Below are 14,829 nucleotides of genomic sequence, written 5' to 3'. Positions count from 1 at the left end.
CCATGGTGCGCACCGCGTGGCGGCGTGCCGTCGCGCACTGCGGCCTCCTCGCCCTCGTCACGCTGCTCGTGGCCGCGATCGCGGCCACGAGCGGGGTGACCGCGGGAGCGGTCGCCGCCACGACGACGGACGCCGCCCGGGCGGCCCTCGGCGGCGGCTCGACGGCGTCGCTGCAGGTGACGACCCGACTCGCCGAGGACCCGGCGGCCCAGGACGCCCGGGTGCGCTCCACGGTCGCCGACCTGTTCGGCGACGCGCCGCTGCGCATCGACCGCGCCGAACGCCCCGACGGTGACGACACCCCGTTCGTCGAGTGGACCCTCGTCCCCGTCGTCGGCGAGGTCCTGCCCGCGGACCTGGCCGGGTTCGCCGCGGGCGGTAGCACTCTCCACAGTACGCTGCGTGCCGCCGACGCCGTGGCCGTCCGCGGCCTCACCGTCGAGGGGGACCTGGCGCAGCGCGCGGCCGCCGAGCAGGAGGCCCAGGCCGCCGCCCGGGCGGTGCTCACGGTGCCGGTCGCGCTGCTGGTCCTCGTCGCCCTGGTCGCACTGGTGCAGGTCGCACGCCTGCTCGCCCAGGCGCGGGAGCGGGAGACCGAGATCCTCGTCGCGCGCGGCGCCGACGTCTGGCAGATCACCGCCGCCGCCGGCCTCGAGGCACTCGTCGTCTGCCTGGGGGCCGCCACGCTCGGGACCGCGGCGGCCGCGGCCGCGCTGGCCGCGACCGGGTCGCCCCCGCCGGCGTCGACGGTGCTGGTGGCCGGCGGCGTGCTCACCGCGTTCGCCGGGACCACGGTGCTCACCGTGGTGACCGGCACCCGGGCCCGAGCGGTCGCGGGCCGCCGGGTCGCCGACCGCTCGGGGCGGCTGCGGCGCGCCGCGACGGCAGGCACGGTCGTCGGCGTCGGGCTGCTCGCTGCCGCGAGCACGTGGCGGCTGGTCGACCTGGGGTCGCCGCTCGTGGTGGCCGACGGCGGCACGACCTGGGACCCCCTCGCCGCCGCCGGACCGGCCGTGGCCCTGTCCGCGCTCGGACTGGTCACGCTGGCTCTCCTCGGCCCGGCCGCGCGGGCCGCGGCCCGACTGGCCGCGCGGCGCGACGGGGCCACCGCGGTGCTGGCCTCGCGGCAGGTGTCCCGTGCTCTGGGGGTCGCCGCGGTCCCGGTGGTGCTGCTGGTGCTCGCCGGGGGAGCGTCCGTCCTGGCCGCCGCCTATGCCGGCACGGCTCCGCAGGCCCGCGCCGACCTGGCCGCGCAACGGCTCGGCACCGACGTCCGAGCCGTCGTCGCGCCGGGGGCACGGCTCGCGCCGGGCCGGCCCCCGGCGCGGACCGAGCCGCTCGCCCGGACGGAGGGGGCGGCGGGAGCGATGCCCGTGCTGGCCGAGGACGCGACCGTCCAGGGAGATCCGCTCGGGCTGCTCGCGACCCCGGTCGGGGCCGGCCACGGGGTCGTCCGCCCGGCGTCCGCGGCCGACGCGACCGCCCCCCTGCGCGGTCCGGACCCCTTCGCCGGCGCGCCGTCGCTGCCGGAGGGTGTGACCGCGCTGGAGGTCGACGCGGCGGGGGTCGCGATCGCCGACATGTCGCTGCTGGCTCCCCTCTACCGGGGTCGTGTGGACCCGACCCTGGACGTGGCCGTGACGCTGTGGGTCGCCGACGCGACCGGCAGCCTGACGATGCTCGACGCCGGTCGCCTCGAGCTCGGGGAGGAGCCGGTCGACGCACGGCTCGACGTGCCGTTGCCCGAGGGTCTCGCCGCTGCCGACGACCTGCGGCTGGCCGCCGTGGAGTGGGACGTCGACGGGGTCCTGGTGCCGACGCAGGCCACGGTCGCGGTGCGTGGCGTCGACGCCCGGACCGCCGAGGGCAGCACCCCGCTCGATCTCGCCGGCACGGCCTGGTCCCACGCGGGGACGGCACCGGCCGCCACGGACGGGGACGTCCTGGGTGCGGAGCTGACCCTGGAGGAGCGGGACGGGACGTGGCTGCGCCTGGTGGCCCACGACGGGACGGCCGCCGCCGGGGCCACCGACCGCCCGGTCGTGCCCGCCGTGCTCACCCGCGCCGCGGCGCAGCGGTGGGACGCCGCCGTCGGTGAGGAGCTGGAGATCACGCTGACCGGGACCGAGGTCGTCCTGCAGGTCGCGGGGACCACGGACGTCGTGCCCGGCCGGCCGACGGCGGAGGCGGCCTGGGTCGACCTGGGCCGTCTGGACGCCGTGCTGCTGGCCACGACCGGCCAGCTGCCCCGGCCCGCGGAGGCGTGGGTCGGCGCTGCCCGCCCGGAGGACCCCGCCGCGGTCGGGGACCTGGCGCGGGCCGTCGAGGGCGCCCTGGGTGGTGCCGGTGGGGCGGACGGGACCGAGGTGCGGACCGCCGCCGACGTCATCGGGTCCGACGGCGGCTCCCCGGTCCGGCTCGCCATGGTCCTCGCCGCCGCCGGTGCGACGGCTCTCGCGGTCCTGGGGCTCGCGGTCGTCGCCGCGGCGACGTCCGCCGCCCGCCGGCACGAGGTCGTGGTGCTGCGCGCCCTCGGCGTCGGTCCGCGGTCGCAGGGGCGGGGGCGCGCCGTCGAGCTCGTCGTCCTCGGCGCGGTGGGGCTCGGCGCCGGGGTCCTGGCCGGGGCCGCGGTGGCGGCGGTCACCGTGCCCGGTCTCGCCCACGCCGTGGTCCGCGGCGGTGTCGTCCCCGACCTCGTCATCAGCCCCGCCGTGCTCGCGCCGCTGCTCGCCACGGCCGCGCTCGGGGTCGTCCTCGTGGCGGGTGCGGTCTCGTCACGGGTCGCCGCCCAGGCGCGGGACACCGCCTACCGGACGGAGGTGCGATGAGCCTGCTCCTGCTGGTGCGTCGTCACCTGCGGACCGCCGCCGGTGCGACCGCCGCCCTCGTCGCGGTCACCGTGCTGGCTGCCGGCACGCTCTCGGCGGTGCCGCGCGCGGTGGCGGCCGTGCACGCCGACCAGCTCGCCCACGTGACGGCGCAGTCGTCCCCCCTCGCCGCCGACCTCATCGCCACGACCCCGGCCTTCCCCGGGTACGGGGAGGGGTACGAGACGTACGGCGGCGTGCACCGCGAGGAGACTGGCGACGACGACGCGGGTCCGGTGCCGCCGGCACCGGACCTGGACGGCTACCTGGCCGCGCTGCAGGACGTGGCGGCCGACCAGCCCGCGCCGCTGTCCGCCGTCCTCGGTGCCCCCGACCTGCTCGTGGCGGCGGACCGCACGGTCGTGGAGCGGGTCGACGGCAACGACGTCGCGCAGCCGGGAGTCGTGCCGCAGGCCGGGCCGTCCGCTCCGGAGCACGTGGAGGTCGTCGACGGACGGTGGCCGCAGGTGACGCGCGTGCCGTCCGACACGGCGCAGCTGCTGCCCGGTTCGGACGGTGTCGTCGAGTTCGAGCCGGACCCGATGGAGGTGGCGGTCTCGACCGCCGTCGCCGCCGAGCTCGACTGGACGCTCGGGTCGGTGCACGCCACCGGCGAGCCGCTCCTGCCGCCGCTGCGGGTGGTCGGCCTGTGGGAGCCCCGGGACGGCGACGCCGACTACTGGAGCCACGTGCCGCGCACGACCACTCCCGAGATCGTCTTCGACCCGAACATCGGCAAGATCGTCACGGCGGGCGCGTTCGCCGACCCGGCGACGCTGGGTGCCTGGGTGGACGCCCCGTCGACGCGGATCTGGTACCCGGTCGACACCACCGACGTCTCGGCCCAGGGCGCACCGGCACTGCTGTCCCAGCTGCGGGGGCTGACGGCGCGGACCACGACCGTCGTCGAGGGGGACGCCGCGGTGCTCGAACCGGCGTCCGGCCTGCTCGACGTGCTCGAGACGACCCTGGGGCAACGGGCAGGGGTCGACGCGATCGTCACGGTGCTCGCGGTCGGTCCGCTGGGTGCCCTGGTGGCCGTCCTGGTGCTGGCCGCCGGACTGGTGGTCGACCGGCGGCGTCCGACCCTCGCGCTGCTGCGGGCGCGGGGTGCCTCCATGACCGGGGTCCGTGCCGTGGTGGCGCTGGAGGGTGCGGTCGTCGGGCTGCCCGCCGCCGCCGTCGGGCTGGCCGTGGGGCTCCTCGTCGTGCCCGGTGAGGTGACGGTCGGTCAGCTGGCGGCGACGGCCGCGTGCGGGGTCGCCCCGGCGCTCGTCCTGGCCGCCGTCACCCCGGCCGCCGGGCTGCGCGCCGCCCGCGCGGATCTCGGGACGGTCCCGGCACGGCGCCGGCGGGCCCGCCTCGGCGTGGAGGTCGCGGTCGTGGCGGCGGCCGCGGGGACGTCGTGGCTGGCGGTCGACCGCGGCGTCGTCGCGTCCGGTGCGGGGGCCGGCACCACCGGCGTCGACCCCCTCCTGGCCGTGGCGCCGCTGCTGGTGGGCGTCGCCGTCGCCCTGCTCACGCTGCGGCTCGTGCCGCCCGTGGTGCGCGCCGCCGAGCGGGTCGCGGCGCGACGACCGGGGATCGTGCCGTTCCTGGGTGCGGCGCGTGTGCGGCGCGACCCGGCCGGAGGTCCGTTGCCGGCGGTCGCGCTCGTGCTCGCCGTCGGGGTCGCGATGTCGTCGCTCGTGCTGTCCGGCACCGTGCGCCAGGCGATCACCGAGGAGGCCTGGAGCGAGGTCGGGGGAGACCTGCGGGTCGCGGGCCCCGTCGTCGACGCCGAGACCGTGCCCGCGCTCGAGGCCGTGGCACAGGTCGACGCGGCGGCGTCCCTGGCCGACGCCGGCCGCTACCCGCTGGGTCGCGTCGGCAGCGGCACCCCGGTGACGGTCTGGACGACGGACACCGACGCCCTGGGACGCGTCCAGCGCGACGTCCCGGGTGCCCCGAGCGGCCTGGACCGGCTCTCGACACCCGACGACGGCCGGCTCCCCGTCGTCGCGGCCGGGAACGCCGCGAGCGGACCGACCGAGGGGCAGGTGCTGTCCGGACCCGGCGGTGCCCGCGTGGAGATCGTCGTGGTCGACCGCGTCGACGCGCTGCCGGGCCTGCCCCCGTCGTCGGGTGCGCTGCTCGTGGACACAGCGCTCGCCGCGGAGCTGGCCGGGATCACGCCGGGTACCGCACGACTCGCGCTGCTCGGCCTGGCCGACGGCACGGACCGCGCCGGCCGGGACCGGGTCGAGGCGGAGATCGCCGCCCTGCTGCCGACCGCCGTGGTCGACGACCCCCGGGCGGGGGAGCAGGCGCTGCTCGCCGCACCGGCCACCGGCGGCCTGGCGGCGGCGTTCACCGTCGCCGTGGTGCTCTCGGTGCTGCTGTGCGTCGCCACGGTGGCGCTCATGCTCGTGCTCGGCACGCCCGCGCGCAGCCGGGTGCTCGCGGTGCTGCGCACCCTCGGCCTGCCCCGGCGCGCCGAGCGGGGACTCGTGGCCTGGGAGGTCGGCCCGTGGGCCGGCGCCGCGCTGCTGGCCGGCGGCGTGGTCGGCCTCGCGGTGCCGGCGCTGGTGGTCGCCGTGGTCGACCTGACCCCGCTGACCGGGGGTGACGGCGCCCCGGCGCTCGTCGTCGACCCGTGGGGTCCTGCCGCGCTGGCGACCGGGCTGCTGGTCGCCGTGGTCGCGGGGACGTCGCTGGTGCGGATCACCGGCCGGGGCCGCGGGACCGACGCGTGGCGGACGGCGACGGACTGACGAGGGAGAGGACGGACGATGAGCGAGATCCTGTGCCGCGGTCTGGTGCGCATCTTCGCCACCGACGGCGTGGAGGTGCAGGCCCTCCAGGGCCTGGACCTGGTGGTCGAGGCCGGCGACCTGGTGGCCGTGGTCGGCGCCTCCGGGTCCGGGAAGTCCACGCTGCTGGGCATCCTGTCCGGTCTGGACACGCCGACCGGGGGCTCCGCCGTCGTGGCGGGCACCGACCTGCTGACGATGGGGCGTCGTGACCGGGTCACCTACCAGCGCCGGACGGTCGGCTTCGTCTGGCAGCAGACCTCCCGCAACCTGCTGCCGTACCTGACCGCGGCCGAGAACGTCCGCCTCGTGCTCGACCTCGGTGGCGGCTCCCGGTCGGAGCGGGCCGAGCGCACGGCCGAGCTCCTCGACCTGCTGCAGGTGGCCGACGTCGCCGACCGGTACCCGGCGGAGATGTCCGGCGGGCAGCAGCAGCGGGTGGCGATCGCGGTGGCCGTGGCCAACCGGCCCCGGGTGCTGCTGGCCGACGAGCCGACGGGGGAGCTCGACGAGGCCACCAGCGCGGACGTGCTGGAGGCGCTCCGGGCCGTGAACGCGGCCACGGGCACCACGACCCTCATCGTCACCCACGACCCGGCGGTGTCGGAGCACGTGGCCCGCACCGTGCAGATCCGTGACGGCCGGACCTCCACGGAGGTGCTGCGCCGTACCGCGACGGACGCGGACGGCGTGCAGCGGGACGTCGCCGAGGAGTTCGCCGTGCTGGACCGCGTCGGCCGCCTGCAGCTGCCGCACGACGTGGTCGAGACGCTCGAGCTGCGCGACCGGGTCCGGCTGCGGCTCCGTGACGACCACGTACAGGTCCGCCCGGACCGTGACCCGACGGGGGAGAGGCAGTGATGACGACGCCGGTGGTGCGGACCGAGGACGTCCGCCGCACGTTCGGCCGGGGGGCCGGTGAGGTGCACGCGCTGCGCGGGGTCTCCGTCGCCGTCGCGCCGGGCGAGCTCCTGGTGGTGCGGGGCCCGTCGGGCTCGGGCAAGACGACGCTGCTCAACGTGCTCGGCGGCCTGGACCGCCCGACGTCGGGCCGCGTGTGGCTCGACGACCGCGAGCTGACCGCGATGGACGAGGACGCGGTGCTCGCCCTGCGCCGGGACGAGATCGGCTACGTCTTCCAGTCGTTCGGCCTGCTCCCGGTGCTCTCGGCCGCGGAGAACGTCGAGGTCCCCCTGCGACTGCGTCGGGTCCCGGCCGCGGAACGGGCCGAGCGGGTGGCCGAGGCGCTGGACCGGGTCGGCCTGGCCGAGCACGCCGACCAACGCCCCTACGAACTCTCCGGCGGGCAGCAGCAGCGGGTCGGTATCGCGCGCGCCCTGGTGGCCGCGCCGCGGGTGCTCCTGGCGGACGAACCCACAGGTCAGCTCGACACGGCGACCGGTCGCCGGGTGATGGACGTCCTCGCGGAGCTCGTGCACGCCGAGGGCGTCGCCGCGGTGGTCACGACGCACGACCCCGAGCTGGTCCGGCGGGCCGACCGGGTCGTGGACCTGCACGACGGAGCGGCCGACGTCACGTTGTGAGGTGCGTCACATTCCGGTGCCACGGAGTGCATGGGAACGCTCCCAGATGTACGCCACGTTCCGATCAGGTCACGATCGCGCCATCAATTCCGGCAGATGGTGACCGGGGCCACGATCCAGGGGTTAGGCTCCTTGGCGCATCTTGTGCTGCGGGAGCGGATCAGCTCCCGCCCCCCTCGCTGCCGGAGCATCCCTCCGGTGGCGTGCACACCAACTCAGGAGGACACGTGACACCTCGAGGACGTTTGGCAGGCATCGGGGCCTTCACCCTGGCCTCGGCCCTGCTTCTCTCCGCCTGCGGCGGCTCCGGAAGCTCCGAGGAAGGCGACTCGACCGCATCGGGCGACGGCGAGAGCGCCGGCATCGTCTCGATCAGCAGCGGTGAGCCGCAGAACCCGCTGACCCCGGGTATGACCAACGAGGTCTACGGCGGTCTGGTCGTCAAGAACATCTACTCCGGCCTCGTCTACTACACGGCGGACGGCGCGATCGAGAACGAGGTCGCCGAGTCCATCGAGTCGGAGGACAACAAGACCTGGACGATCACCATCCAGGACGGCTGGACCTTCTCGGACGGCACGCCCGTCACGGCGAGCAGCTTCGTCGACGCGTGGAAGTACGTCGCGAACCTGGACAACGCCCAGAACCAGCAGTACTTCTTCAACGGCTTCGAGGGCTTCAGCTTCGAGGAGCCCTCCGACATCGCCGTCGAGGTCGTCGACGACCTGACCTTCACGGCCGAGCTGTCGGAGCCCGCGTCGGACTTCCCGCTGTGGGTGGGCTACTCGGCGTTCAACCCGATGCCGGAGGCCTTCTTCGAGGACCCCGAGGGCTTCGGTGAGGACCCGATCGGCAACGGCCCCTACGAGCTCGAGTCGTGGGAGAACGACAGCCTCATCACGCTCGTGCCCCGCGAGGGCTACGAGGGTCCGCGCCAGCCGGCCAACGGCGGGCTCGAGATGGTCGCGTACGTCGAGGAGGACACGGCGTACAACGACATGCTCGACGGCAACCTCGACGTGCTGCCGAACGTGCCGTCGTCGGCCTTCGCCACCTTCGAGGACGACCTCGGGGAGCGTGCCGTCAACCAGCCGGCCGCGGTGATCCAGGTCATCAACGTGCCCGAGTGGCGCGAGGAGTTCCAGGGTGAGGCCGGCGTCATGCGCCGCAAGGCCATCTCCATGGCGATCGACCGCCAGACCATCACCGAGCAGCTCTACGGTGGCGCTCGTACCCCGGCCAAGGACTTCACCTCCCCGGTCATCGACGGCTACTCCGAGGACATCCCGGGCTCCGAGATCCTCGATTACGACCCCGAGGCCGCCAAGGAGATGTGGGACGAGGCCGAGGACATGGACCCGATCGGCGACTACACGCTGCAGATCTCGTCCAACGCCGACTCCGACCACCAGGACTGGATCGACGCGGCGTGCAACACCATCCGCGCCGACCTGGAGATCGGTTGCGAGTTCGCGCCGTACACCACGTTCGACGAGTTCCTCGACGCGCGTGACAACGAGTCCGTCGAGGGCATCTTCCGTGGTGGCTGGCAGGCCGACTGGCCGTCGATGAGCAACTTCCTGGGGCCGATCTACGGCACCGGGGCCGGCTCCAACGACATGAACTACTCGAACGAGGAGTTCGACGCCAAGCTCGCCGAGGCGGCCGCCGCCGAGGACCAGGAGACCGCCGTCGAGCTGTACAAGGAGGCCCAGGAGATCCTGTTCCAGGACGTCCCGGGCATCCCGCTCTGGTACCAGAACGCGACCGGCGGCTACGCCGAGACCGTCGAGAACGTCGAGTTCGGCTGGGACAGCGACCCGATCCTGTACCAGATCACCAAGGAGTGATCCACCGCTGACACGGACGGGGCACCCGCCTCGGGTGCCTCGTCCGTCGTCTGTTTTCGAGTAGTCGACCCGATCCGGTACGGTCTGCGTCGACCACTCGTCGCGAGGGGCGGGGGTGCCCATCGGCACCCCCGCCCCACCGCTGTCCGCGTCCTCCTTCGGTCGCGGCACGATGAAAACCCGTAGCCTGGGGGGACCCCCTGGGCACACGAGGAGACAAATCGCATGCTCTGGTATCTCGGACGCAGGCTCCTACAGGTGATCCCTGTGTTCCTCGGGGCCACCCTGCTGCTCTACGCCATGGTGTTCCTGCGGCCCGGTGACCCGGTGGCCGCGCTCGGTGGTGAGCGCGGGCTTCCCGAGGCGGTGCAGGAGCAGATCCGGGCCGAGTACAACCTGGATCAGCCCTTCATCATTCAATATCTGTTGTTCCTCCGCGGTGTCGCGACGCTGGACTTCGGCGTCGACTTCCGCGGCCGCGAGATCACCGAGGTGATCGCCAACGCCTTCCCCGTCACGATCCAGCTCGCTCTGATGGCTCTGGTCATCGAGGCGGTCTTCGGCATCGGCTTCGGGCTCGTCGCCGGGATGCGCAAGGGTGGCATCTTCGACGCGACGGCGCTGGTCGTCAGCCTCGTCTTCATCGCGGTCCCGACGTTCGTCGTCGGTTTCGTCCTGCAGATCGTGGTCGGCGTCCAGCTCGGCTGGCTGCCCGTCACCGCAGGACGAGATCCCGACTTCATCAGTCTGCTGATGCCGGCGATGGTGCTGGCGGCCGTGTCCTTCGCGTACGTGCTGCGACTGACGAGGACGTCGGTGGCCGAGAACCTCTCGGCCGACTACGTGCGCACGGCGCGCGCCCGCGGTCTGCGTCGCACGCAGGTCACCGGCCGGCACGTGCTGCGCAACTCCCTCATCCCCGTCGTGACGTTCCTCGGTGCCGACATCGGCGCTCTGATGAGCGGTGCGATCATCACCGAGGGCATCTTCAACATCAACGGTGTGGGCGGGACGCTCTACGACGCGATCATCCGTGGCGAGAGCATCACCGTCGTGTCGCTGACCACCGTGCTGGTGCTGGTCTACATCGGAGCGAACCTCCTGGTCGACCTGCTCTACGCCGCCCTCGACCCGAGGATCCGTTATGCCTGAGAACCGTTACGAAGAACCGCTCGGCGCGCCGGCGGTCCCGGCCCCGCGCCCCGGGCAGGAGCACTTCACCGCACCGAGCGACGAGGGCGGCCTCGGCGCCGTCGACGCGGTCAAGACCGACGAGACACCCACCAGCCTCTGGCGCGACGCGTGGAACCAGATGCGCCGACGGCCGCTGTTCTGGATCGCCGGGACGGTCATCGTCGTCGTCGTCCTGGTGGCGGCGTTCCCCGGGATGTTCACGTCGATCAACCCGCGTGTGTGCGACCTGTCGAAGGCTCTGGAGGGCGCCCAGCCGGGCCACCCGTTCGGCTTCGACCGGCAGGGCTGCGACATCTACTCGCGCACGATCTACGGCGCCCGCGCCTCGGTCGTCGTCGGCGTGCTCGCCACGTCGATGGTCGTGATCCTCGGCACCACGATCGGTGCGATCGCCGGCTACTACGGCAAGTGGTTCGACACGATCCTCAGCCGCGTCACGGACATCTTCTTCGCGATCCCGCTGGTGCTCGGTGCCATCGTGATCATGTCGGTGTCCAGCAACCGCACGAGCCTCCTGGTCGCCGGTGTCCTGGCGATCTTCGGCTGGACGCAGATCGCCCGCATCACCCGCGGCACCGTGCTGTCGGTGAAGAACAACGAGTTCGTCACCGCCGCGATCTCGCTGGGCATGGGGCGCGGCCAGATCCTGCTGCGGCACGTGCTGCCGAACTCGGCCGCTCCGATCATCGTCTACGCGACCGTGGCCCTGGGCCAGTTCATCGTCGCCGAGGCGACGCTGAGCTTCCTCGGCATCGGTCTCCCGCCGGACGTGGTCTCCTGGGGTGGCGACATCAACGCCGCCCAGGGTGCGATCCGGACCGACCCGGAGATCCTGCTCTACCCGGCAGGCGGCCTGGCCGTGACGGTGCTCGGCTTCATGATGATGGGCGACGTCGTGCGCGACGCCCTCGACCCGAAGGCTCGGAAGCGATGACGACACAGTTCCCCGTGAGCAACGGCGACGCGAAGTCCGAGAACGGTCCCGCGGTCGTCGACCCCAACACGCCCCTGCTGGAGATCAGCGACCTGCAGATCTCCTTCACCACCGGGGTCGGTGAGGTGCACGCCGTGCGCGGCGCGAACCTCACCGTCTATCCCGGCCAGAACGTGGCCATCGTCGGCGAGTCCGGATCGGGCAAGTCGACCACCGCGGCCGCGATCATCGACCTGCTGCCCGGGACCGGCAAGGTCACCGGCGGTTCCATCCGCTTCGCCGGCCGTGAGCTCGTCGGTGCGTCCCGCGCCGAGAAGGAAGCGCTGCGCGGCCGCGCGATCGGCATGGTCCCGCAGGACCCGATGTCGAACCTCAACCCGGTCTGGCGCATCGGCACCCAGGTGACCGAGGCGCTCAAGGCCAACGGGTTCAAGGGATCCAAGGCCGAGCTGCGCACCCGCGTCGCGGACGTGCTGGCCGAAGCCGGCCTGCCCGACGCCGAGCGCCGGGCGCGCCAGTACCCGCACGAGTTCTCGGGCGGCATGCGCCAGCGCGCGCTCATCGGCATCGGTCTGGCCTCCCGGCCGCAGCTGCTCATCGCGGACGAGCCGACCTCGGCCCTGGACGTGACCGTGCAGCGTCAGATCCTCGACCACCTGGGCGAGATGACCCGGGACCTCGGCACCGCCCTGCTGTTCATCACGCACGACCTCGGGCTCGCCGCCGAGCGGGCCGAGCACCTCGTGGTGATGTTCAAGGGGCAGATCGTCGAGTCGGGCCCGGCCCAGCAGATCCTCGCGGACCCCCAGCACCCCTACACCAAGCGACTGGTGGCCTCGGCGCCGTCGCTGGCGTCGCGCCGCATCCAGACGGCGCACGTGCAGGGGCGGGAGTCCGAGGAGCTGCACGCCCACCACCTGGGGCAGAAGCCGCCGGCCTCGAACGAGGCGGTCAAGGTCACCGACCTGACCAAGGTGTTCCAGATCCGCGGGGCGCGCCCCGGGTCATCGACGGACTTCACCGCGGTCGACGACGTCTCGTTCACGCTGGGACGCGGCCGGACCCTCGCCCTGGTCGGGGAGTCGGGCTCGGGCAAGTCCACGGCGGCCAACATGGTGCTGGGGCTGCTGGAGCCGACGTCGGGCACCGTCGAGTTCGACGGCACCGACGTGTCCACGCTCAACCCGAAGCAGGCGTTCGAGTTCCGGCGTCGGATCCAGCCGGTCTTCCAGAACCCCTACGGGTCCCTGGACCCGATGTTCTCGATCTTCCGCTCCATCGAGGAGCCCCTCAAGCTGCACGGCGTGGGGTCCAAGAAGGGACGGGAGAAGCGGGTCCGCGAGCTGCTCGACATGGTCTCGCTGCCGCAGTCGGCCATGCGCCGGTTCCCGAACGAGCTCTCCGGCGGTCAGCGCCAGCGCATCGCGATCGCGCGTGCCCTGGCGCTCAAGCCGGAGGTGGTCGTGCTCGACGAGGCGGTCTCCGCCCTCGACGTGCTCGTGCAGGCCCAGATCCTGGACCTGCTCGACGACCTGCAGTCGGACCTCGGTCTGAGCTACCTGTTCATCACCCACGACCTCGCCGTCGTGCGGCAGATCGCCGACGACGTGGTGGTCATGCAGAACGGCAAGGTGGTCGAGCAGGCCACGACCGACGAGGTCTTCGACAACCCGCGCAAGCAGTACACGCGCGACCTCCTCGACGCGATTCCCGGCGCTCACCTCGTCGGGAACGTCGCGGGCGGCTGACCAGCGCCGCACCGCACCCGCGCGACCCAGGACGCCGCGGACCCCCCGGGTCCGCGGCGTCCTGCGGTTGCCGTTCTTCCCTGATGCCGACAGTCTGAGAGTTATGCCACGCCGACCATCGACCCTCGCACCCGCTGTCTTCTATCCCGCAGGTGGACTGATCCTGGTCTTCGTCCTCCTGGGAATCTTCGCCACCGACTGGTTGGCGGAGGTCATGTCGAACCTCCAGTCCATGGTCATCAACGGCTTCGGCTGGTACTACGTCCTCATCGTGGCGCTCTTCGTGGTGTTCGCGATCTACGTCGGGCTGAGCCGCTTCGGTGACATCACGCTCGGCAAGGACGAGGAGACCCCCGACTTCAAGCTCCCCGTGTGGTTCGCGATGCTCTTCGCGACCGGTATGGGCATCGGCCTCGTCTACTTCGGCGTGGCGGAGCCGCTGTGGCACTACACCGATCCCAAGCCGGGCGTCACCGGTGACTCCGCCTCCCTCGCCGGTCAGGCGATGGGGCAGACCTACCTGCACTGGGGCTTCCACGCCTGGGCGATCTACGTCGTCATCGGCCTGGCCCTGGCGTACGCCATCCATCGCAAGGGCCGCCCGGTGTCCATCCGCTGGGCCCTGGAGCCCCTGCTGGGGGAGAAGCGCGTCAACGGCTGGCTCGGCAACCTCATCGACGTGCTGGCCATCTTCGGCACCGTCTTCGGTGTGGCCACGTCGCTCGGTCTCGGCGTGCTGCAGCTCTCGGCCGGCCTCGAGTACCTCGGCGTCGCCGAGTCCACCGTCGCCCTGCAGATGGGTCTGATCGTCGCCATCACGGCGACCGCGGCGCTCTCCGTGGCCTCCGGCCTGGAGCGCGGCATCAAGTGGCTGTCCAACGGCAACATGATGCTCGCCGGCGCCCTGGTCGTCGTCGTGCTGCTCCTCGGCTCCTCGCTGTTCGTGATGCGCGAGTGGGTCCAGTCCCTCGGCTTCTACCTGCAGAACGTCATGCAGATGACCTTCGACACCCTGGCGTTCCAGGGGCAGGACGGACTCGCCTGGGAGTCCAGCTGGACCATCTTCTACTGGGGCTGGTGGATCTCCTGGGCGCCCTTCGTGGGGCTGTTCATCGCGCGCATCTCCCGCGGCCGGACCGTGCGTGAGTTCGTCCTCGGCACGCTCCTCGTGCCGATGCTGGTGACGACCGTCTGGTTCAGCGTGTTCGGTGGCGCCGCCCTGCGGCAGGAGATGATGGAACCGGGTTCGATGCTGGACCCGGAGACCGGGACCGTGAACTCGGACACGGCGATGTTCCAGCTGTTCGACACGTTGCCCGGCGGGGGTGCCTGGCTCGCCGTCATCGCGATGATCCTCGTCGTGGTCTTCTTCGTGACCTCGTCCGACTCGGGCTCGTTCGTCGTGGACATGCTGGCCAACGGCGGCGACCAGAACCCGCCGCTGTGGAGCCGTCTGTTCTGGGCGATCCTCGAGGGCGGTGTCGCGGCGGCCCTGCTGTACGCCGGTGGGCTCGCCACCTTGCAGACCGCCTCGATCCTCACGGCCCTACCGTTCTCGGTGGTGCTCCTCGCCATGATGGTCTCCGTGTGGAAGGCCCTGGAGACCGAGCATCGGGCCATCATGCGCGCCGAGCGTCGGCTGCGGCAGCGCGAGTTCAAGCAAGAGGTCACCGAGCACGTGACGGAGCACGTGACGGTGCACGTCAACGAGCAGCTGTCCGAGATGACCGGGCAGGTCCCCGTCGTGGACAACGCGGAGCGTGAGGGTGCCGGGACGCCCGTGACCGCGCGCGGTCGCGGACCGAAGGCGTGGCGTCGTCGCACGTCGGGCCAGGGGCCGAAGGGCTCCGGCCCGGGGGCCGAGGGCTCCGGCCCCGGCACGACGGACACCTCCGGGTAG

9 protein-coding genes are annotated in these 14,829 nt (G+C 72.9%); all 9 read left to right on the top strand.

The features are described from left to right. Positions 1 to 2: 2 nt before the first annotated feature. The 9 genes from HLI28_RS12135 to HLI28_RS12095 all read left to right on the top strand — a co-directional run bounded on the left by HLI28_RS12135 (position 3) and on the right by HLI28_RS12095 (position 14,829). Positions 3 to 2,828 (top strand): FtsX-like permease family protein, encoded by a 2,826-nt coding sequence (locus HLI28_RS12135; RefSeq protein WP_171247830.1) that lies wholly within the window; start codon positions 3 to 5, stop codon positions 2,826 to 2,828. Beyond that, positions 2,825 to 5,620 carry an FtsX-like permease family protein gene (locus HLI28_RS12130; protein ID WP_171247829.1) on the top strand — a complete coding sequence of 932 codons (2,796 nt, stop codon included), beginning with the start codon at positions 2,825 to 2,827 and terminating at the stop codon, positions 5,618 to 5,620. Before HLI28_RS12135 ends, HLI28_RS12130 begins: the two co-directional genes overlap by 4 nt. A gap of 18 nt (positions 5,621 to 5,638) precedes the next feature. Next, positions 5,639 to 6,520 (top strand): ABC transporter ATP-binding protein, encoded by an 882-nt coding sequence (locus HLI28_RS12125; protein ID WP_171247828.1) that lies wholly within the window; start codon positions 5,639 to 5,641, stop codon positions 6,518 to 6,520. Continuing rightward, positions 6,520 to 7,203: an ABC transporter ATP-binding protein gene (locus HLI28_RS12120; RefSeq protein ID WP_171247827.1), complete on the top strand. Its 684-nt coding sequence runs from the start codon at positions 6,520 to 6,522 to the stop codon at positions 7,201 to 7,203. Before HLI28_RS12125 ends, HLI28_RS12120 begins: the two co-directional genes overlap by 1 nt. A 227-nt stretch (positions 7,204 to 7,430) precedes the next feature. Continuing rightward, positions 7,431 to 9,053, top strand: a complete 1,623-nt coding sequence (locus tag HLI28_RS12115) for an ABC transporter substrate-binding protein (RefSeq protein WP_171247826.1) — start codon at positions 7,431 to 7,433, stop codon at positions 9,051 to 9,053. A 225-nt stretch (positions 9,054 to 9,278) separates the two neighbouring features. Beyond that, entirely contained in the window at positions 9,279 to 10,205 is a 927-nt protein-coding gene (locus HLI28_RS12110) for an ABC transporter permease (protein WP_171247825.1), read from the top strand. Then, positions 10,198 to 11,181 carry an ABC transporter permease gene (locus HLI28_RS12105; protein ID WP_171247824.1) on the top strand — a complete coding sequence of 328 codons (984 nt, stop codon included), beginning with the start codon at positions 10,198 to 10,200 and terminating at the stop codon, positions 11,179 to 11,181. Before HLI28_RS12110 ends, HLI28_RS12105 begins: the two co-directional genes overlap by 8 nt. Next, a complete protein-coding gene (locus HLI28_RS12100) occupies positions 11,178 to 12,929 on the top strand; it encodes a dipeptide ABC transporter ATP-binding protein (RefSeq protein ID WP_171247823.1) in 1,752 nt (583 codons plus the stop codon). The genes HLI28_RS12105 and HLI28_RS12100 overlap by 4 nt, the downstream gene beginning before the upstream one ends. 103 nt (positions 12,930 to 13,032) lie before the next feature. After that, positions 13,033 to 14,829 carry a BCCT family transporter gene (locus tag HLI28_RS12095; RefSeq protein ID WP_171247822.1) on the top strand — a complete coding sequence of 599 codons (1,797 nt, stop codon included), beginning with the start codon at positions 13,033 to 13,035 and terminating at the stop codon, positions 14,827 to 14,829.

This window comes from Isoptericola sediminis (genome assembly GCF_013085345.1).
GTDB classification, from domain to species: domain Bacteria; phylum Actinomycetota; class Actinomycetes; order Actinomycetales; family Cellulomonadaceae; genus Isoptericola; species Isoptericola sediminis.
This window is presented reverse-complemented; position numbering and strand designations above follow the sequence as displayed.